Source organism: Ensifer sp. ENS02, assembly GCF_014851885.1.
Classification (GTDB): domain Bacteria; phylum Pseudomonadota; class Alphaproteobacteria; order Rhizobiales; family Rhizobiaceae; genus Ensifer; species Ensifer adhaerens.
Genome location: NZ_JACVAO010000003.1, coordinates 180,191 through 199,383 on the forward strand (window position 1 = coordinate 180,191; position 19,193 = coordinate 199,383).

A 19,193-nucleotide genomic window follows, 5' to 3' on the forward strand; every position below is an offset into this window, starting at 1 on the left:
CAAGGGCGATGCCGCCGGTATCAGTGGAGCGCAGCCTCGCCGAAATGCGTGAGCTTGTCCGGGTTGCGCATGATGAAGATGTCGTTGACGTTTCCGTCGCCGTCATAGCCGAAGGCGACGGTTGCCGCGATCTCGTTTTTCGCTTCGTCCCGAAGCACGATGCCGCGGCCGCCATTGATGTCGCCGATTTCCCAGACGTAATGCGACCAGTATTCGGTAAGCCGATCGATGATAAAGGCGAGCACTGTCTCCTTGCCCGAGAGCACTCCGAGCACGGTCGCCACCTTGCCGCCGCCGTCGGCCGTCAGCTTCACATCGGCCGAAAGCAGGGCCGAGAGGCTAGCGACATTGCCGCCGTGGATTGCCTGGTGGAAGGCCGAAAGCAGTTCGTCCTGTCGCTCACGCGGCGTCTGGTGCCGGGCTTTTTCGAGCCCGATATTGGTCTTGGCGCGCGACACGAGCTTGCGGGCGGCGGTTTCCTGCATGTCGAGCGTTTCGGCCACTTCCTCATAGGGCTGGCCGAAGATCTCGTGCAGCAGATAGGCGGCGCGCTCCTTCGGCGTCAGCCGTTCGAGCATCAGCAGGAAGGCCGTCGTCAGTGAGGATGTCAGCGCAAGCTTCTCCTCGGCATTGTCATCGCTCGCCGTATGGATCGGCTCCGGCAGCCATGCACCGACATAATCGATGCGCTTGCGGTGCGCCGCCTTCAGGAGGTCGAGGCAGCGCCGCGTGCAGGCGGTCGTCAGCCACGCCGCCGGCGTTTCGATCGTTGTCCGGTCGACCTCCTGCCATTTCAGGAACGTGTCCTGCACCGCATCTTCCGCATCGGCACGCGAGCCGAGGATGCGGTAGGCAAGGCCGAGAAGGCGCGGGCGCGCCTCCTCGAAGATCTGCATGTGCTGCCGGTCGTTCATGTCAGTGCCTCGAGATCTGGATGCGGTTCCAAAGGTTGATCATCGCCACCGTCGCGGTGATGACGCTGATCTCCTTTTCGCTGAAATGCTGGCGCAGCTCGGCGCGAAGCGGCGCAAAGTCGGTGCGCGGCTCGAGTTCGGTCAGAGCTTCGGTCCAGGCAAGCGCTGCCTTCTCGCGCGGCGTGAAATCATTGACCTGGTCCCAGACGATGATGCGGTCGAGCCGCTCGTTGCTCTCGCCCTCGGTGCGGGATTCCTTGGTGTGCATCTTCACGCAGAAGCCGCAGCGGTTGATCTGCGAGGCGCGCAGCTGCACGAGATTGTGGATCGTGCGGTCGAGCCCGTGCAGGTCCATGGTCTTGTGCACGTCGGCGAGCGCGCCGAGCACATCGGAGATTTCCTGTTCGTAGCGGACGGCTTTGGTATCGGTCATGGTCTCAACTCCATCGTTGTCGTGTTGCTTATGACCAATTGACGATCGACGCCGGACAGCTGTGACGCGGGCACGATGATTTTTCTCGCAGGACGCGAAGAAAAATGCACGAGCTGATTATTTTGAAGAAGTTTCAATAATTTGGAGAGTCGCGATTTCTCGCCGTGCATCAGGTTTTCGGTGGGTAGCTGTGCTCGCCACCGCGAAAATCCGTGACGGTGTAGCAGCCGCCGCCCTCGTCCGCGATCGAGGCAGCGCTGATCACCGCCTTGCCGTGCCCGCCAGGAATGTCGAGGATGTAGGTCGGCTGGCAGAGGCCGGAGACGCGGCCGCGCAGGGCGGCAACCAGCGCCTGGCCTTCCTCGATCGTCAGGCGAAAATGGCTGGTGCCGGGGGCGAGATCCGGGTGGTGCAGGTAGTAGGGCTTGATCCGCGTTTCGACGAAGGCGCGCATCAGGCTGGCAAGCACCTCGGCATCGTCGTTGACGCCCCTCAAGAGCACCGATTGGCTGATCATGACGATGCCGGCATCGATCAGTCGGGCAGAGGCGGCACGTGCCTCGTCCGTCAGCTCGCGCGGGTGGTTGGCATGCAGCGCCACATAGGTCGCCTTGCCGCTGGCTTTGAGTGCAGCGATCAGGTCGGCGTCGATGCGTGCCGGCTCGACCACGGGCACGCGGGTGTGGAAGCGGACGATCTTCACATGCGGGATCGGCTTCAGCCGTTCCATGAGTTCGGCGAGCCGCCGCGGGGACAGTACCAGCGGATCGCCGCCGGTGAGGATCACCTCCCAGATTTCCTTGTGTTCGGCGATGTAGGCGATCGCGGCATCGAGTTCGGCTGGCGTCAGCGTGCCGAGCCCCTGGGGCCCGACCATTTCGCGGCGGAAGCAGAAGCGGCAATAGACCGGGCAGACATGCACGGCCTTCAGGAGCACCCGGTCGGGATAACGGTGGACGATGCCGGTCACGGGACTGTGCGGCTTGTCGCCGATCGGGTCCTCGCGCTCTTCGGGCAGCAGGGTCAACTCGGCGGCATCCGGCACGAACTGCCGGGCAATCGGGTCATTGGGGTCGTTGGGATCGATGAGACCGGCGATGACGGGGCTGATCGCAACGGCATAACGCTCGGCAACGGCGGCAACCGCCGCCTCCTTGGCGCTGTCGATGAGGCCTGTTTCGACCAGTTCGCGTGCGGTCTTGATCGGGCGGTGCGCGTTCACGCTCGTGTCTCCGCCACTGGCGCCCAGAGCACCTGGTCGATGCGTGAGGCTCCGGTTGCGAGCATCACCAGCCGGTCGAAGCCGAGCGCGATGCCGCTTGCCTCGGGCATGAAGGCAAGTGCTGCAAGAAAATCCTCGTCGAGCGGATAGGTCTCGCCATAGACGCGGGCCTTCTCCGCCATCTCCATCTCGAAGCGACGCCGTTGTTCCGGCGCATCCGTCAGCTCGCCGAAGGCATTGGCAAGCTCAACGCCGCAGGCATAGAGCTCGAAGCGTTCGGCAACGCGAGGGTCGCGTGCGGCAGGACGCGCCAGTGCCGCCTCGGCGGTTGGATATTCGTCGAGGATCGTTGCGCGGCCGAAGCCGAGGTGCGGCTCGACCTTTTCGACAAGCACCCGGCTGAAAAGATCGGCCCAGGTGTCGTCATGGGCGACCCGAAGGCCGGCTGCGGCCATCGTGGCAGCCAGATGGTCGCGGTCGGTCTCGCCATTGGCGGCGATCGATGCCAGCAGGTCGATGCCGGCAAAGCGCTCGAAGGCGTCCGCCACGCTGAGGCGCTCCGGAGCGGCGAAGGGATCGCAGTCCTGCCCCTGGAAAATGAACTGCTTGGTGCCGGTGGTTTCCGCCGCAAGCGCCAGGATCTCGGCGCAGTCGCGCATCAACGCCTCGTAGCTTTCGCCGGCGCGGTACCATTCGAGCATGGTGAACTCGGGGTGATGAAGCGGCCCGCGCTCGCGATTGCGGTAGACATGGGCAAAGCAGGCGATGCGCTCTTCGCCGGCGGCCAGCAGCTTCTTGCAGGCAAATTCCGGCGAGGTGTGCAGATAGAGCGGATGGCCGGTTCCGTCGTGGTTGAGCGCCTCGGTCGCGAAGGCATGCAGGTGCGCCTCGTTGCCGGGCGAGACCTGCAGGGTCGCGGTGTCGACCTCGATGAAGTCGCGTGTCTCGAAGAACCGGCGCAATACCGATTGGATCCGGTTGCGGCCGAGAAGAAACGGGCGCCGGTCGGCATGGACATCGGGTGTCCACCAGGGTGAGGCATGCGACATGATCGGTTCAGTCCAGGCTTTCTTCGTGCAGATACCGGCTCAGGCTGGCTATTTGCGCGAAATTAGGGTAGTGGCGGCGCGAAATCCTTCTTTCCGCGTCCTTCAGGGCCCGTGTTTCCGGCCCGCGGTGTCGCGCATACCTCTGTTACAAGGAAGACTAATGGTCAAGGTCATCGCTTCATCTGTCCGTAAGGGCAACGTTCTCGACGTCGACGGCAAGCTCTATGTCGTGCTTACCGCCCAGAACTTCCACCCGGGCAAGGGCACGCCGGTCACCCAGGTCGACATGCGCCGCATTTCCGACGGCGTGAAGGTCTCCGAACGCTACCGCACGACCGAACAGGTCGAGCGCGCCTTCGTCGAAGACCGCGAGCACACCTTCCTTTATGAAGACGCCGAAGGCTTCCACTTCATGAACCCGGAAAGCTATGACCAGCTGGTCATGACCACCGAGGACATCGGCGATCTCAAGGCCTACCTGCAGGAAGGCATGGCCGTCATTCTTTCGATCCACGAAGGCCTGGCGATCGCCATCGACCTGCCGCGCCACGTGACGCTCGAAATCACCGAGACCGAGCCGGTCGTCAAGGGCCAGACGGCTTCGTCGTCCTACAAGCCGGCCATTCTGTCGAACGGCGTCCGCACGCTGGTTCCGCCACATATCCAGGCCGGCACCCGCGTCATCATCGCGACGGAAGACGGCTCCTACGTCGAGCGCGCCAAGGACTGAGGCATCGACCAGGTCAATTTGGACGGGGACGGCAGCGAAGGTTGCCGTCCCCGTTTTCGTTTCGGGCAGGCCGCATGAGCAACCAGAAATTTAAGGGGCGCATTTCGAAAAACGGGTGCTAGGATGCGGCGCCGATACGACGTGTCACGAGAGGGCCTGCATGTTCCCATTGTCGCATATGATGAAGTCGTTCATTCGCAAGGGTCGCCTGACGGTGATCGATGCCGATGGCAAGAGGCACGTTTATTCCGGGACGCCAGGACCGGAAGTGACGATGCGTCTCACCGACAAGAAGCTTTATCGCAGCCTCGTCTTCAATGCCGAACTGGCCGCCGGCGAAGCCTATATGGACGGCACCATGCGCTTCGAGGAGGGCTCCACCCTCCGCGATTTCCTGACGCTATTTTCGGTCAACCGCCTGTCGCTCGGCTCCTACCCGGTCCAGAAGTTGCTGCGCGCGGTAAAAATGCGCTTCCGCAAGCGTCAGCAGGCCAACCCCAAGGGCAAGGCCCAGCAGAACGTCGCGCATCACTACGATCTCGGCAACGAGTTCTACAAGCTGTTCCTCGACGAGAACATGCTCTACTCCTGCGCCTACTTCCGCGAGCCCAACGAGACGCTCGAGACGGCGCAGCGCAACAAGCTGAGGTTGCTTGCCTCCAAGCTTTGCCTGGAGCCCGGCATGAAGGTGCTGGATATTGGCTGCGGCTGGGGCGATCTCGCGATGTACTTGGCGCAGCTGGCGGATGTTCAGGTGCTCGGCGTCACGCTTTCCAAGGAGCAGCAGGCGCTTGCCACCGAACGGGCGCGCAAGGCGGGCCTGTCGGACCGGGTGCGCTTCGAGCTCAAGGACTATCGCGATGTGCAGGGGCCGTTCGACCGCATCGTCTCGGTCGGGATGTTCGAACATGTCGGCGTCCATCACTATGACGAGTTCTTCAAGAAGCTGAACGCGCTGATGCCGGACGACGGCCTGGCGGTGCTGCATTCGATCGGCCACATGAGCCCGCCCGGCATGGCGAGCTCGTGGCTTCGCAAGTACATCTTCCCGGGCGCCTATTCGCCGGCACTGTCGGAGGTCTTCGAGGTCGTCGAGCGCAACAGCCTCTGGGTCAGCGATCTCGAATTCCTGCGGGTGCACTACGCGACGACGCTTGCCCATTGGGGCGCGCGCTTCGACGCGAACCGCGACAATGTGATCGCGCTATACGACGAGCGCTTTGCCCGCATGTGGGAGTTCTATCTGATCAGTGCCGAGATGATGTTCCGCACCGGCAGCCAGCTTGTCTTCCACATGCAGCTGTCGCGCTCGCGTGATGCGGCGCCGATCGTTCGCGACTACATCACCGACCGCCAGCGCGATTACATGGCCCGCGAACAGGCGCTCGCTCTCAACCTTTGAACGGGTGTTCTCCGTCACCTTGCCAGCGTAATCGCTTGTAGTCGAAGCCGAACTCCAGCGTCGGCTTGACGATCGCGAAGAACGGCGAGAGGTCGAAATCCCTGGGCGTGTAGAGCGAATGATGGCGGATATGCAGGATCTCCTCGCGTGAATAGGTCGAGGTCGCGGACGCCCGTCCGGGCGCGCGGGTAACCTCGGGCAGGATCGGATAGCGGATCTGCTCGAAGGCGGCCGCAATCAGCGTCGAGCAGATCGCGCGCGTCGGGTCGCCGGAACCGAAGGCAAGCAGGCGCCGCCGCCAGCGCACCGGAACCGGCGGCGTCGGCATGAAATAGCGCAGCATGTCCAAAATGTTCTTCAGGTCGTATTTCATCCCGAGCCTCGAGATCATGAAGCCGACGAGTGCTGTGCGATCATCCGGCGTCAGCGCGATAGGCCGGCAGATGCGGGTGTTGAACGAGGCGTATTTCTTCAACGGCACGGCAACGCAGCCCTCGCCGATGTTTACCTCGATCAGTTGCGGCCGCTCGATGACGGGTAGTGTCGCCTGATCGAGCGTCAGCGGCATCTGGTCACCGGCAAAGAAGGCGGCATGCGACCAGGTCGATTGCGTCAGATACTTGATCGCTGCCGAAACCTTCTGGTTGCCTTCGATCAGGAGAATGTCGCCCGGGCGCAGCGTGCGCGCCAGCGTTTCCTGATCGGATGGCGTGTAGGGCTCGTAGCCCGACGTCTGCGCCTGCAGGCGTGCGGCGAGCCTGGCGCCGAGACGATCGAGCAGCGTGTCCTTGCTTTCGGAAAGTGGATAGATGGTCCTCATCGAGGCGATCGCTCCGGGGAGGGGATGGGGATTCGAAACTGGCGGGCATGGTGGCCGAGCCGCGACACTCTGTCGAGCGATTGTTACATGATTGCATAGCTTTGGGCTTGACGGTGCGATCCCGCGTTTCTATTTTAGAACTATTCTAAAGAAGGTTTTCTCCCAATGTTTTCCCGTCTCTTCTCCCGTTCCAAACGCCCGTTTTTGTCTCTCAGCGAACAGGAAATCCTGGCGCTCGCCATCTCCTCCGAGGAGGACGACGGGCGCATCTATCTCGCCTATGCGGATGCGCTTCGGGCGCAGTATCCCCACTCGGCAAAAGTGTTCGAGGAGATGGCGGAGGAGGAAAGCCACCACAGACAATGGTTGATCGATCTGCACGTCCAACGCTTCGGCAACCGCATCCCGCTGATCCGGCGCGAACATGTGCGCGACTTCCCCGAGCGCAAGCCTGACTGGCTGATTGCCGAAATGCCGATCGAAAAGGCGCGCGAGGAGGCCGAAGCGATGGAGGAAGCAGCGCACCGCTTCTATGTCGAGGCCGCCACCAGAACCCAGGATGCCGCCACCCGCAAACTGCTCGGCGATCTCGCGATCGCCGAAAAGTCGCATGAATCGCTCGCCCGTCGGCTTGGCGAAGAGCACACGCCTGAGGACGTGCGCGCCGAGGAGGACCAGACCGCGCGCCGCCAGTTCATCCTCACTTACGTTCAGCCCGGTCTCGCCGGCCTGATGGACGGCTCGGTCTCGACGCTGGCCCCGATCTTCGCCGCTGCGTTTGCCACCCAGGATACCTGGCAGACCTTCCTTGTCGGTCTCTCGGCCTCCGTCGGCGCTGGCATCTCCATGGGCTTCACCGAAGCCGCCCATGATGACGGCAAGCTTTCCGGTCGCGGCTCACCGATCAAGCGCGGCCTTGCCTCCGGTATCATGACCGCGCTCGGCGGTCTCGGCCATGCGCTGCCCTATCTGATCCCGCATTTCTGGACGGCGACCGCGACTGCAGCGGTAATCGTCTTCGTCGAGCTTTGGGCGATCGCCTTCATCCAGAACCGCTACATGGAAACGCCGTTCCTCAGGGCCGCTTTCCAGGTGGTGCTCGGCGGCGGTCTGGTGCTCGCGGCCGGCATCCTGATCGGCAACGCCTGACGGGCGAGCGGGAGATACGAAAAAGGGCCGGTTCGACCGGCCCTTTTTTGAAACTCTTCGTGTTGTCTTGAGGTCAGTTGCCAACCGAGCCGACGAGGACTTCCGCGCCGTTCTGGATGGTGACCCAGCGGCCGCTGTGGTTCGACGCCTGGCGCTTCAGGTAGCGGTAGGGCGTGTTGGTCCAGAGCTTGACGCCGTTTTCGAGGTTATCGAGGATGAAGTCGCCCTGCGAGGTGCGAACGGTCAGAACCGCATGGCCTTCGCCATCAGGCTTGCGCACCACGGTGATCAACAGGTCGCTTGCCGAGAAGCCCCTGCTCATCAGGCGCTTGCGCTTTTCGAGCACGAAGTCTTCGCAGTCGCCGGCGCCGTCCGGATAGGACCAGACTTCGTCCCGGCCGTGCAGTTCCAGGTCGGTCATCGGCGTGATCTCGCGGTTGACCGCCGCGTTCACCTGCCGGATCGTTGCCCAGCCTCGTTCGGTCACACGCGCAGCGACGGTTCCCTTGGAGCGTACGTTGCACTCGCTCTTGTACTTCTGGCAGAATTCGTAGTGGCCGATCGGCTGCGAGGTCGCGGAGCCGGTCTGCATCCAGGGAGGCGATCCCGCCTGTGCGGGGATTGCCGTGTTTGCTGAAATGAAAAGTGCGCAGAACGCCGCGATACTTCCCTTAACCCCAGTCCAAGACGCCATACAAGTCCCCTGCGGCGCGGTATGCCGGACGCTCTTTGTCCGGACGCATTCGCGCAATCCTGAGTTGAAGGCAGCTTGTTTAGGTTCGTCCCCGGCGCTGCTCTAATCGTTAATAAAGAGTTAATAACGTCGGGGCTGCGGAGTCAATCTCCGGAATCGGGGCATCGGACTTTATGGTTAAAACCGGAACCGGGCGCACGCGAACCGTTGCGCCGCAGGGGATCTACGGCACGGGACGGGTTTTGTCCTTGGGATTCGGTCGAAAAGGAAGGGCTATTGCGGCATGGGCTCAGGCGAGCATCGTGCCGATCGCCTGTTTCATTTTAGCAATGTCTTCTTCACGCGAGAGGCGATGGTCGCCGTCGCGAATGAGCGTCATGACGACGTCGTCGGCGGGTAGGTGCTCCATCAGCCGCAGGGCGTGGGAGTAGGGGACATCGGGGTCGCGCATGCCCTGCAGGATGTGCACCGGGCAGCCGGTGGAGATCGTGCTGTCGAGCACCCGGTTGGCCCGGCCGTCCTCGATGAGCGCGCGGGTAAAGATGTTCGGCTCGGGGCTGTATTCGGAAGGCTCCTCGAAATAGCCGCGTTCTGAAAGCGAGGCCCGCTCGGCCTCCGTCAGGTTGGGCTCGATCAGTTCGGCGGTAAAGTCGGGTGCCGGCGCGATCAGGACGAGACCGGCGAGCCGGTTTCCGTCGCCCCGGCGCCTGAGCTCCTGGATGACCCGCAAGGCAATCCAGCCGCCCATCGACGAACCGATCAGCACCACGCGCCCCGGTGCCGCCTGATCGATGACGGCGAGGCTTTCTTCCAGCCAGCGCGAGATCGTGCCGTCGGTGAAGGCGCCGCCGGAGGAGCCATGGCCGGAATAATCGAAGCGCACGCAGCTAGCCCCCCGTTCCATGGCATAGCGCTCGACTTCGACCGCCTTGGTGCCGGTCATGTCCGAGCGGTAGCCGCCGAGCCAGACCAGCGTCGGCTGTCCATCCGTCGGCTTGTCGGCGTGCCGCACGCGCATCGCGATCTTGCGCGCGGCCTCCGCTGCGCCGACCTCGATGAAGCTGATTTCCGTCTCGGCTGGCGTATCCTGCATGCAAATTCTCTCCAAAGGCCCGTTTCGCTGGCGATTTTCTTTCTAAAACAGATTCGTCTTGCTATCGACAGGTGGTGATTTTCCTTGCAAGCCGTGCTATTGACTCTCCCGTCGCAATTCACACATTGCCGTCGGTGACAGATTCAGGCGCTTCGTTTGGGATCGCGCCGGCGAACGAATTAAACAACATTTTTCGAAATAGCTCGAGGAGAGTACGACCATTCGCAGACCGTTCAAAGCGGACGCCCCCGTCAAGGAGGGGCCGCGCTCAAACAAGGAAATCCGGGTGCCCCGGGTTCAGCTTATCGACGCCGAAGGCCAGAACATCGGCGCCGTCCCGATCGACCAGGCGCTCCGTATGGCGGAGGAAGCCGGTCTTGATCTGGTGGAAATCGCGCCGAACTCCGAACCGCCGGTGTGCAAGATCCTCGATCTTGGCAAGCTGAAGTTCGCCAACCAGAAGAAGGCGGCCGAAGCGCGCAAGAAGCAGAAGATCGTCGAAATCAAAGAAATCAAGATGCGTCCCAACATCGACACGCACGATTATGACGTGAAGATGCGGGCGATGAACCGGTTCTTCGAGGACGGCGACAAGGTCAAGGTCACGCTGAAGTTCCGCGGTCGCGAAATGGCCCACCAGGAACTCGGCATGAAGCTTCTGCTGCAGGTCAAGGACGACACCCAGGCGATTGCCAAGGTGGAAGCCGAGCCGAAGCTCGAAGGCCGCCAGATGATGATGGTTCTCGCGCCGCGCTAAGCGCGTGCCGCCCATCCGTCGAGATGACGAAAGCCGCCTCCGGGCGGCTTTTTTCGTTTGCGGGATCCTTCGGGCTTTGCTGACAGAATGCTGACAATCGCCCTCAGCGAGCTGTCAGGCGTCCCGTGCCATTCTCTCCGCATCGCATCGGGAGAAGGAGCCGAGATCATGACTTCAGTACTGCGCAAGGCCTTGCTCGTTTCTACGGTCGCCGTCTGCGGCCTCGTTTCGGCGCCGATTGGCGCTTCCCTCGTTGCCACCGGAGCGTCGAATCCCTTCTCGACCACGGCGCTCGCCGACGATGACGATGACGGCGACGATAACGGCGGTCGTGGTGGCGGCAATGACGACCGCGACGACGATCGGGACGACGGTCGTCACAACGATCGAGACGATGACGATGATCGTGGCCCCGGTCATCGCGACGACGATGATGATGATGACCGCTTCGACGACATCGACGACGACTTCGATGATGCCCGAGATGATCATGAGATTGAACTGCGGGTGACCGACGAAAATCTCCGGGGCCTGCGCAATGGTTCGCTGGTTGCCGTCGACAATCTCGGCCGTGTGCTCGAGGTCGAGGTGGAATACGAACATGGCGTTCGCGTCGTGACGGTCGAGCCGCACGACAGCGATATCCGCCGCAATCCGGGACCGGTCGGCAGCGTCTCCATCCGGCCGGCATTCTGATCAGGTCACAATTTGCCCGGCGCATTCGCCCCACACCATGCGCCGGAGCGATGGTCGGCCGTCACCAGCCCGCCCGGCGGCCCGACCCGGCAAGCGCATGCCCCCTGTGCCCGAAACGGCGCCGGGGGCATGCGCGTCGCTGGCGTTCTCGCCAAGGCTGGCATAGGCTCGCCCCGAACGATGCCCGCGGCGTCGCCGCAGACGAAGCACCTGGCGGATGCTTGCGCAAGCGCATTTGGAAGGACCCGACGCTGAGGAGCAGTTGCGACAGGATGAAGCCATGGCGATGACACGACGAGACCTGATCGCGCTCTTCTGCTGCTCGCTCCTGCTTTCGCTCGCGCCGCAGCCCGGCGGCATGGCGGCTCTCGCCAAGGATGACGACGACGATGATGACGGTGGCTCGCATGGCGGCGGCGGGCACGGCAACGACGATGACGACGATGATGACGAAGACGAAGACGATGATGATGATGATGACGACGAAGACCTAGGGCCGGATGGTGCCGGCGGTATCCGTCGAAGCGATCAGGAGCGGGCGCGCGACGGCGTCGAAAAGGGCGACATCCTGCCGCTGAAGGAGGTTCTCCGGCTGGTCGACGAAGACAGATACGGCCAGGTCATTGCGGTCGATCTCAAGCGATCGGGTGGCAGCGAGATTTACCGGCTCCGCACCCGCGACGAGCAGGGCACGATCCGCAACCTGCGCATCAATGCTCGAACCGGCAAGTTCGTGAACATTTTCGGGTTCTAGAGGAACGACATGCAGATTCTTCTGGCGGAGGACGATCCCAACATCGCGGCCCATGTGGCAAGCCGGCTGGAGGCGGAAGGCTACGGCGTCGATACGCTCACCCATGGCCCGGATGTCTGGGAGCAAGGGGAGAGCGGTAACTACGCCCTGGTCATCCTCGATCTCGGCCTGCCGGGCATGGACGGGCTGTCGATCCTGAAGCGTTGGCGGCAGGCGGGGCTGGAGACGCCGGTTCTGGTTCTGACGGCGCGCGGCTCCTGGATGGAGCGCGTCGACGGTTTCGATGCCGGGGCGGACGACTATCTGCCGAAACCCTTTCGGGCCGAGGAGCTTCTGGCGCGGCTGCGCGCCCTTCTGCGGCGCGCCGGTCCGCGTGTTGGGTCGGTGCGTGCTGCCGGACGCTTCACCCTCGACGAGGCGGGGCGCCGGGTGACCTTCGACGGGCTGCCGCTCGACCTCAGCCCGCTCGAATACCGCATGCTTGCACTGTTCGTGGAGCGCAAGGGGCAGGTTGTCACGCCGCTCGAGCTGGCAAGCCACGTTCAGGGCCGCGACGACGATGCCGCCAAGAATGCGGTGGAAGCGATGATTGCCCGTCTGCGCAAAAAGACGGAGAGCGGTGCGATCGAAACGCGGCGCGGATTTGGCTATGTCCTGCCGGACGGTGGCGCATGATCCGCTCGTTGCGGCTGAGGCTGGCAATCGGCGCATCGGTCGCCATCTGCCTGGTTCTGCTGGTGGTCTGGCTCTCCTTGAGCCGGCTTTTTACCGACTACGTTGCCGGGCGCTACCGCGCCGAAATGGCAACGCTCGTCGATACGGTTGCCGCCCAGGTGCGGGTGCGCAACGGTGAATTGGTGCTGCCGCGCGCGCCGGCCGATCCGCGCCTGAGCCTGCCGGCCGGCGGCCGCTACTGGCAGCTCGACCGCGACGGCGGCACTCCTCTGCGTTCGCGCTCCCTGTGGGACACGGTAATCGATGCCGATCGCCCGTCGGCGCCGCACCACCTGGGCTTCCTCGAAGCGGAGGGGCCGGATGGAGCGCCGATCCTTGTCTACCGCCAGGCCCTGACGCTTGGCGAAGGCGCGGATGCCAGGCAGTTCGCGGTTACTGCCGGCTTTGCGCGCAGCGAACTCGATGACGCTCTTTCCGCCTTTCACGGCCGTATCCGGCTGATGCTGCTGGCGACGGCCGTCGTGCTTGCCGGCGCCGCATTCCTGCAGGGTGCCCTCGGCCTTCTGCCACTGGTGCGGCTGCGGGAGCGAGCCGCCCGCGTCCGGTCCGGCGAGGAGAAGGATTTTGGCCTGGCCGGGCCAAGTGAGGTGCAGCCGCTCGTCAGCGAAATCAATCTTCTGCTTGCGGAGCGCGCGACGGCGCTGGCGCAGGCCCGGGCGCGCGCCAGCGACCTCGCCCACGGGCTGAAGACGCCGCTGACGGTGCTGGCGCAACTCGCCGAAGGCCTGCCGAAACACCAGCGCGACATCGCGCTCGAACAGGTCGACCTCGTACGCCAGCGCGCCGACCGCCAGCTTCAGGCGGCCCGCATGGGCGTCGAGCGCATGGCAACGACCTTACTCGCCGATCTCGGCAACAAGCTGGTCAGCGTCCTGCGTCCCGTGACCGCGGAGCGCGACGTCGTCTGGGAGGTCGACATCGATCCGTCGATTTCACTCGACGTCGACCCGGCCGACCTTGCCGAATGTCTCGGCAATCTGCTCGACAATGCCGCCAAATGGGCGCGGGCGCGGATCCGGCTATCGGCCGAGGTGGTCGACGGGCGCGTGCGGATCACGGTCGGTGACGATGGGCCGGGGGTTGCCGAGGGCGACCGCGAGCAGGCGATGCGCCGCGGGGGGCATAGTGCCAATGCAGCGCCGGGCCACGCCTCCGGCAATGGCCTGGGGCTGGCGATCAGCGCCGATATAGCGGAGGCCTATGGCGCGACCATGTCGCTCGGGCAGTCGGCCCTGGGCGGTCTCGAGGTCGCGCTGATCTTCGACGTCGGCGGCGGCAGCCGGCGTCCGCGCGATCCGACCTGAGGCGCAATGCGTCGTCGCAAAAAAAAGGCGGCATGCGCAGGCGGCGAAGGCACTGGATCGCCGCTTGCAGCCCGCTCTTTCGATTCCCCAGTTGCGCTTTTCGGGATGTGCGGTTATAAGCCCCCGTCCGAACGGTCCGGCAGGGCATGCCGTGGCCGTTTTTAACGCTGGAAATGGACCTCGTCTGTCCGTTTCGATTCTTAAGAACAATGGAGTAGCAAAATGCCCAAGATGAAGACGAAATCGTCTGCCAAGAAGCGGTTCAAGATCACCGCGACCGGCAAGGTTCGTGCAGCAGCTGCTGGCAAGCGCCACGGCATGATCAAGCGTTCCAACAAGTTCATCCGCGACGCACGTGGAACCATGGTTCTCGCGGAGCCTGATGGCAAGAAGGTCATCAAGAACTACCTGCCCAACGGTCTCTAAGACTTTCAGGCATATTGGACACGTTAAGGAGATCATGACATGGCACGTGTAAAACGCGGCGTAACCGCTCACGCCAAGCACAAGAAGACGCTCAAGGCAGCCAAGGGCTTCTATGGCCGTCGCAAGAACACTATCCGCGCCGCCAAGGCAGCGGTTGACCGTTCGAAGCAGTTCGCTTACCGCGACCGCAAGGTCAACAAGCGCAACTTCCGCGCTCTCTGGATCCAGCGTATCAACGCTGCCGTCCGCGAATTCGGCCTGACCTACGGCCGCTTCATCGACGGCCTGAACAAGGCTGGCATCGAAGTTGACCGCAAGGTTCTGTCCGACATGGCTATCCATGAGCCGGCAGCATTCGGCGCCCTCGTCGAAGCTTCCAAGAAGGCGCTCGCCTATCTCAAGGAAGCCGGCACGGCAAACGAGTTTGAAAGCGCTGTTCGTTAAGCCAGCGTTTTCCCAAAATCGTTTTTGAAATTAGTTGGGAAACTCGCGCTGGCAGGGCTGGCGCGGGTTTTTCTTGTTTTACGGGACGAAAGTGTACCACGATCGAAGGGGACCATGCGCGGTCCCGGAGCTTGATGACGACGATATGACGCCTCTGCTGGCAGCGCTTGCAGCCGGCCGGGAGCGCGTTGAGCGCTGCGAGCTCAAGGATCGTATGGTCTGGATCAAGCGCTATCGTCGTCAGGGCCCTCGTCTTTGGCTGCGCACGCAAGCCTTTGTCGCGCGGATTTGTGGCCTTCCGGTGCTGTTGCCGTCCCCGCTTCTCGACATCGAGGGCATGATCGAGCGCGAAGTTCGCCAGATCGCGACCTTCTCCGCGGCCGGTTTCATGACGCCCGAGGTCGTCTACCGTGGGCCGAAGGTGCTGGTTCTCTCCCATCTTGGTCTGCCGGTCAGCAAGCATATGGGGCCGCTGCGCAACAGCGACGCCGCCGCGCACGATCAGCTGCTGGTGCGCTGCGCTGCGGAACTCGGGCGCCTGCACCGCGCAGGTCTCTGCCACGGACGTCCGCATCCGCGCGATTTCATCATCGACAACGGCGAATTCGGCTTCCTCGATTTCGAGGAGGTGCCTGCGAGCGTCATGCCGCTGGCGACCGCCCAGGCGCGCGACCTCTGGCTCCTGTTCCTGCAGGTGGCGAGCCGGGCCGTGCAGCCGGAAACCCCGGCCGCGGCCTTTGCCGCCTGGAAGCGCGCAGCGCCGGCGGAAGCCAGGCGGGCGCTCACCGAAATCATGCCGCTCTTCATCCGCTTCCTGCCGCTGGCGCGCTTCGTCCTGCGCTTCCGCAAGGGCAACGATATCATCCGTTTCATCGCTGCGACGGACTATCTGGCGGGTGCGACGCAATCACATTCCTGAAGACAAGAACCGATATAGAACCGAACCCATTCCCGCATCGAGGCAGGACAGAATGAGCGAACTGGAAACACTGGAACGGACACTCCTGGCGGACATCGACGCCGCCGGCGACGAAGGATCGATCGAGGCGGTGCGCGTCAACGCGCTCGGCAAGAAGGGCTCGATCTCCGAGCTCCTGAAGACGCTCGGCACCATGACGCCGGAAGAGCGCCAGACCCGCGGCGCGCAGATCAACGCGCTGAAGAACACGGTCGCCGAAGCGATTGCCGCCCGCAAGTCGGCGCTGAAGGACCAGGCGATCGCCGAGCGCCTGGCGCGCGAGACCGTCGATATCAGCCTGCCGGTCCGCTCCTCGCCGGCCGAGCGCGGCCGCATCCACCCGATCAGCCAGATCGTCGACGAGATCACCGCGATCTTCGGCGACATGGGCTTCTCGATCGCCGAAGGTCCCGATATCGAGACCGACTACTACAACTTCACGGCGCTGAACTTCCCCGAAGGTCATCCGGCCCGCGAGATGCACGACACGTTCTTCTTCAACCCGGATGAGAACGGCGATCGCAAGGTGCTGCGCACGCACACCTCGCCGGTGCAGATCCGCACGATGGAAGCGCAGAAGCCGCCGATCCGCATCATCATCCCCGGCAAGACCTACCGCCAGGATTCGGACGCGACCCACTCGCCGATGTTCCATCAGGTCGAAGGCCTGGTCATCGACAAGGCGGCCAACGTCGCCAATATGCGCTGGGTGCTGGAAGAATTCTGCAAGGCCTTCTTCGAGGTGGACCAGGTGACGATGCGCTTCCGCCCGTCCTTCTTCCCCTTCACCGAGCCGTCCTTCGAGGTCGACATCCAGTGCGACCGCTCTGGCCCGATCGTGAAATTCGGCGAGGGCACCGACTGGATGGAGATCCTCGGCTGCGGCATGGTGCACCCGAACGTGCTGCGCTCGGGCGGGCTCGATCCGGACGAGTACCAGGGCTTCGCCTGGGGCATGGGCCTCGATCGCATCGCCATGCTGAAATACGGCATGCCGGACCTGCGCGACTTCTTCAACGCCGACGTTCGCTGGATGACCCATTACGGCTTCCGCCCGCTGGACATGCCGACGCTGTTCGGCGGTCTCTCGGCCTGATCGCGCGTAGATATTTAGGACACAGGTGAAATCATGAAATTCACGCTTTCCTGGCTCAAGGACCACCTTGAAACCGACGCTTCGCTGGAAGACATCTGCGCGCGCCTGACGATGATCGGGCTCGAAGTGGAAGACGTCGACGACAAGGCCGCCTTCAAGCCCTTCGTCATCGCCAAGGTCGTTTCGGCCGAGCAGCATCCGAACGCCGACAAGCTGCGGGTACTGATGGTCGACACCGGCGCCGGCGCTCCGATCCAGGTCGTCTGCGGCGCACCGAATGCGCGCGCCGGCCTTGTCGGCGCCTTTGCAGCCCCCGGTACCTATGTTCCCGGCATCGACGTGACGCTCGCCGTCGGCACCATCCGCGGCGTCGAAAGCCGCGGCATGATGTGCTCGGAAAAGGAACTGCAGATCTCCGAGGACCACAACGGCATCATCGACCTTCCGGCCGACGCACCCGTTGGCACGAGCTATGCGACCTATGCCGGCCTCGACGATCCGATGATCGAGATCAACCTGACGCCGAACCGGCCGGACTGCACCAGCGTCTACGGCATTGCCCGTGACCTCGCCGCTTCCGGCCTCGGCACCTTGAAGGCGCGCAAGGCGCCGGCCTTCAAGGTGGAAGGCGACACGCCCACCAAGCTGACGCTCGATCTCGGCGAAGACAGGCATCTCTGCCCGGGCTTCTCGCTGCGCCTGGTGCGCGGCGTCAAGAACGGCCCGTCGCCGAAGTGGATGCAGCAGCGCCTGCTGGCGATTGGCCTCCGCCCGATCAATGCGCTGGTCGACATCACCAACTACATGACCTTCGACCAGGGCCGGCCGATGCACGTCTTCGACGCCGCCAAGGTCAAGGGCAACCTGACGGTCCGCCGCGCCAAGGACGGCGAGACGGTGCTGGCGCTCGACCAGCGCGAATATAAGCTCGGTCCCAGCAACGTGGTCATCGCCGACGAAAAGGCGATCGAGTCGATCGGTGGCGTCATGGGCGGCGAACATTCCGGCTGCGACGAGAACACCACCGACGTCCTGATCGAATCGGCGCTCTGGGACCCGATGAACATCGCCAAGACCGGCCGCACGCTCGGCATCATCACCGATGCGCGCTACCGCTTCGAGCGTGGCGTCGACCCGGAATATATGGTGCCCGGTCTCGAGCGCACCACCGAACTGGTGCTCGAGCTTTGCGGTGGCACCGCCGCCAAGGCGGAAGTGGTCGGTTATGCCGGCCATGAGCCGAAGATCGTCGACTTCCCGGTTTCCGAAGTGAAGCGCCTGACGGGCCTTGAGGTTTCCTCCGAGGAAAGCGTCTCGATCCTGAAAAAGCTCGGCTTCGGCGTCGAAGGTTCTGGCGACCGCTTCAAGGTGTCGGTTCCTTCCTGGCGTCCCGATGTCGACGGCAAGGCCGATCTCGTCGAAGAGGTCATGCGCATCCACGGCGTCGACAACATCGTTGCAGCCCCCTTGCCGAGCCATGGTACCGTCAACGGCAAGATCCTGACGACGCTGCAGATCCGCACGCGCCTTGCCAAGCGCGCGCTTGCCAGCCGCGGCATGCTCGAAGCCGTTACCTGGTCGTTCATCTCCGAAGAGCAGGCAAAGCTCTTTGGCGGCGGCGCACCGGCACTGAAGCTTGCGAACCCGATTGCCTCCGACATGTCGGACATGCGCCCGTCGCTGCTGCCGGGCCTTTTGACGGCTGCCCAGCGCAATGCCGACAAGGGTTTCGGCGACGTCGCGATCTTCGAAGTCTCCGGCACCTATGAAGGCGATACGGCGGACGCGCAGCGCCGCGTAGCCGGCGGCATTCGTCGCGGCACGGCTTCCTTGAACGGTGCAGGTCGTCTCTGGTCGAACGCCGCCAACGGCGGCGGCAAGCCGGTCGACGTGTTCGACGCCAAGGCCGACGCGATTGCCGTGCTCGAAGCCTGCGGCGTGCCGATGGGCAACGTCCAGTTCGAACCGGGCGGTCCCGCTTGGTATCATCCGGGCCGCTCCGGCACGATCAAGCTCGGCCCGAAGATCGTTCTCGGCACCTTCGGCGAGTTCCATCCGAAGACGCTGGAAGCGCTCGACGTCTCCGGCGCACTCTGCGGCTTCGAGATCTATGTCGATGCCATGCCGGAGCCGAAGAAGAAGGCGACCCGCACCAAGCCGGCGCTCGATCTCTCGCCGTTCCAGGCGGTCAAGCGCGACTTCGCCTTCGTTGTCGACAAGGCGGTGGAAGCCGGCGCAATCCTGCGCGCCGCATCGGGTGCCGACCGCAAGCTGGTGACCGGCGTCAGCGTCTTCGACGTCTTCGAGGGTTCGTCGCTCGGCGAAGGCAAGAAGTCGATCGCCATCGAGGTGACCATCCAGCCGGTCGAGCGTACGCTCACCGACGAGGATTTCGAGGCGCTCACCGCCAAGATCGTCGCCAATGTGACGAAGACGACCGGCGGCGTACTGCGCGCCTGATCCGATCGACAAAACGGATACCGAAAGGGCCGCTGCCACCGCAGCGGCCCTTTTCGT

21 protein-coding genes are annotated in these 19,193 nt (G+C 63.5%); 13 read left to right on the forward strand and 8 right to left on the reverse strand.

What is annotated here, in order from left to right; genetic code table 11:
• Positions 1–20 precede the first annotated feature (20 nt).
• The 4 genes from sigJ to epmA all read right to left on the reverse strand — a co-directional run bounded on the left by sigJ (position 21) and on the right by epmA (position 3,618).
• Entirely contained in the window at positions 21–914 is an 894-nt protein-coding gene (gene sigJ, locus IB262_RS08140) for an RNA polymerase sigma factor SigJ (protein WP_034804673.1), read from the reverse strand.
• A gap of 1 nt (position 915) precedes the next feature.
• Positions 916–1,347: a carboxymuconolactone decarboxylase family protein gene (locus IB262_RS08145; RefSeq protein ID WP_034804671.1), complete on the reverse strand. Its 432-nt coding sequence runs from the start codon at positions 1,345–1,347 to the stop codon at positions 916–918.
• A gap of 169 nt (positions 1,348–1,516) precedes the next feature.
• The gene (locus IB262_RS08150) at positions 1,517–2,569 is read right to left on the reverse strand and encodes a lysine-2,3-aminomutase-like protein (protein WP_060580591.1); all 1,053 of its coding nucleotides are present in this window, start codon (positions 2,567–2,569) and stop codon (positions 1,517–1,519) included.
• Entirely contained in the window at positions 2,566–3,618 is a 1,053-nt protein-coding gene (epmA, locus tag IB262_RS08155; RefSeq protein ID WP_029742427.1) for an EF-P lysine aminoacylase EpmA, read from the reverse strand. Before epmA ends, IB262_RS08150 begins: the two co-directional genes overlap by 4 nt.
• A gap of 160 nt (positions 3,619–3,778) precedes the next feature.
• Here epmA and efp point away from each other — a divergent pair, with 160 nt between their 5' ends.
• On the forward strand, positions 3,779–4,348 hold the full coding sequence (efp, locus tag IB262_RS08160) for an elongation factor P (RefSeq protein ID WP_029742428.1): 570 nt from the start codon (positions 3,779–3,781) through the stop codon (positions 4,346–4,348).
• A gap of 160 nt (positions 4,349–4,508) precedes the next feature.
• Positions 4,509–5,750, forward strand: coding sequence for a cyclopropane-fatty-acyl-phospholipid synthase family protein (locus IB262_RS08165; protein WP_112976962.1), 1,242 nt, complete (start codon positions 4,509–4,511; stop codon positions 5,748–5,750).
• Here the strand turns inward: IB262_RS08165 and IB262_RS08170 are convergent.
• On the reverse strand, positions 5,740–6,570 hold the full coding sequence (locus IB262_RS08170) for a lipo-like protein (RefSeq protein ID WP_060580593.1): 831 nt from the start codon (positions 6,568–6,570) through the stop codon (positions 5,740–5,742). The two genes, IB262_RS08165 and IB262_RS08170, sit on opposite strands and share 11 nt — an antisense overlap.
• 165 nt (positions 6,571–6,735) lie before the next feature.
• Here IB262_RS08170 and mbfA point away from each other — a divergent pair, with 165 nt between their 5' ends.
• Complete coding sequence (gene mbfA, locus IB262_RS08175; RefSeq protein WP_029742431.1) at positions 6,736–7,719, forward strand: iron exporter MbfA; 984 nt, start codon at positions 6,736–6,738, stop codon at positions 7,717–7,719.
• Positions 7,720–7,792: 73 nt separating this feature from the next.
• On the opposite strand, the gene IB262_RS08180 is transcribed toward mbfA, so the two are convergent.
• On the reverse strand, positions 7,793–8,413 hold the full coding sequence (locus IB262_RS08180; protein WP_029742432.1) for a transglutaminase-like cysteine peptidase: 621 nt from the start codon (positions 8,411–8,413) through the stop codon (positions 7,793–7,795).
• 289 nt (positions 8,414–8,702) lie between these two features.
• Complete coding sequence (locus IB262_RS08185; RefSeq protein WP_192493510.1) at positions 8,703–9,506, reverse strand: alpha/beta hydrolase; 804 nt, start codon at positions 9,504–9,506, stop codon at positions 8,703–8,705.
• 220 nt (positions 9,507–9,726) lie between these two features.
• Between IB262_RS08185 and infC the strand changes: the two genes are divergently transcribed.
• The gene (infC, locus tag IB262_RS08190) at positions 9,727–10,263 is read left to right on the forward strand and encodes a translation initiation factor IF-3 (RefSeq protein WP_034804663.1); all 537 of its coding nucleotides are present in this window, start codon (positions 9,727–9,729) and stop codon (positions 10,261–10,263) included.
• 174 nt (positions 10,264–10,437) lie between these two features.
• On the opposite strand, the gene IB262_RS08195 is transcribed toward infC, so the two are convergent.
• Positions 10,438–10,755 carry a hypothetical protein gene (locus IB262_RS08195; protein WP_112976960.1) on the reverse strand — a complete coding sequence of 106 codons (318 nt, stop codon included), beginning with the start codon at positions 10,753–10,755 and terminating at the stop codon, positions 10,438–10,440.
• A 15-nt stretch (positions 10,756–10,770) separates the two neighbouring features.
• Between IB262_RS08195 and IB262_RS08200 the strand changes: the two genes are divergently transcribed.
• The 9 genes from IB262_RS08200 to pheT all read left to right on the forward strand — a co-directional run bounded on the left by IB262_RS08200 (position 10,771) and on the right by pheT (position 19,136).
• Entirely contained in the window at positions 10,771–10,959 is a 189-nt protein-coding gene (locus IB262_RS08200) for a hypothetical protein (protein WP_029742436.1), read from the forward strand.
• 280 nt (positions 10,960–11,239) lie between these two features.
• Complete coding sequence (locus IB262_RS08205) at positions 11,240–11,713, forward strand: hypothetical protein (RefSeq protein ID WP_060580595.1); 474 nt, start codon at positions 11,240–11,242, stop codon at positions 11,711–11,713.
• A 9-nt stretch (positions 11,714–11,722) separates the two neighbouring features.
• On the forward strand, positions 11,723–12,388 hold the full coding sequence (locus IB262_RS08210; protein WP_112976959.1) for a response regulator transcription factor: 666 nt from the start codon (positions 11,723–11,725) through the stop codon (positions 12,386–12,388).
• Positions 12,385–13,752 (forward strand): sensor histidine kinase, encoded by a 1,368-nt coding sequence (locus tag IB262_RS08215; RefSeq protein ID WP_060580596.1) that lies wholly within the window; start codon positions 12,385–12,387, stop codon positions 13,750–13,752. The genes IB262_RS08210 and IB262_RS08215 overlap by 4 nt, the downstream gene beginning before the upstream one ends.
• Positions 13,753–13,974: 222 nt before the next feature.
• Positions 13,975–14,178 (forward strand): 50S ribosomal protein L35, encoded by a 204-nt coding sequence (gene rpmI, locus IB262_RS08220; RefSeq protein WP_025425550.1) that lies wholly within the window; start codon positions 13,975–13,977, stop codon positions 14,176–14,178.
• A 39-nt stretch (positions 14,179–14,217) separates the two neighbouring features.
• On the forward strand, positions 14,218–14,622 hold the full coding sequence (gene rplT, locus IB262_RS08225) for a 50S ribosomal protein L20 (RefSeq protein WP_029742440.1): 405 nt from the start codon (positions 14,218–14,220) through the stop codon (positions 14,620–14,622).
• A 145-nt stretch (positions 14,623–14,767) separates the two neighbouring features.
• A complete protein-coding gene (locus IB262_RS08230; RefSeq protein ID WP_112976958.1) occupies positions 14,768–15,541 on the forward strand; it encodes a serine/threonine protein phosphatase in 774 nt (257 codons plus the stop codon).
• A 52-nt stretch (positions 15,542–15,593) separates the two neighbouring features.
• Complete coding sequence (pheS, locus tag IB262_RS08235; protein ID WP_029742442.1) at positions 15,594–16,676, forward strand: phenylalanine--tRNA ligase subunit alpha; 1,083 nt, start codon at positions 15,594–15,596, stop codon at positions 16,674–16,676.
• A 33-nt stretch (positions 16,677–16,709) separates the two neighbouring features.
• The gene (pheT, locus tag IB262_RS08240) at positions 16,710–19,136 is read left to right on the forward strand and encodes a phenylalanine--tRNA ligase subunit beta (RefSeq protein WP_112976957.1); all 2,427 of its coding nucleotides are present in this window, start codon (positions 16,710–16,712) and stop codon (positions 19,134–19,136) included.
• The last annotated feature ends 57 nt before the right edge of the window (positions 19,137–19,193 follow it).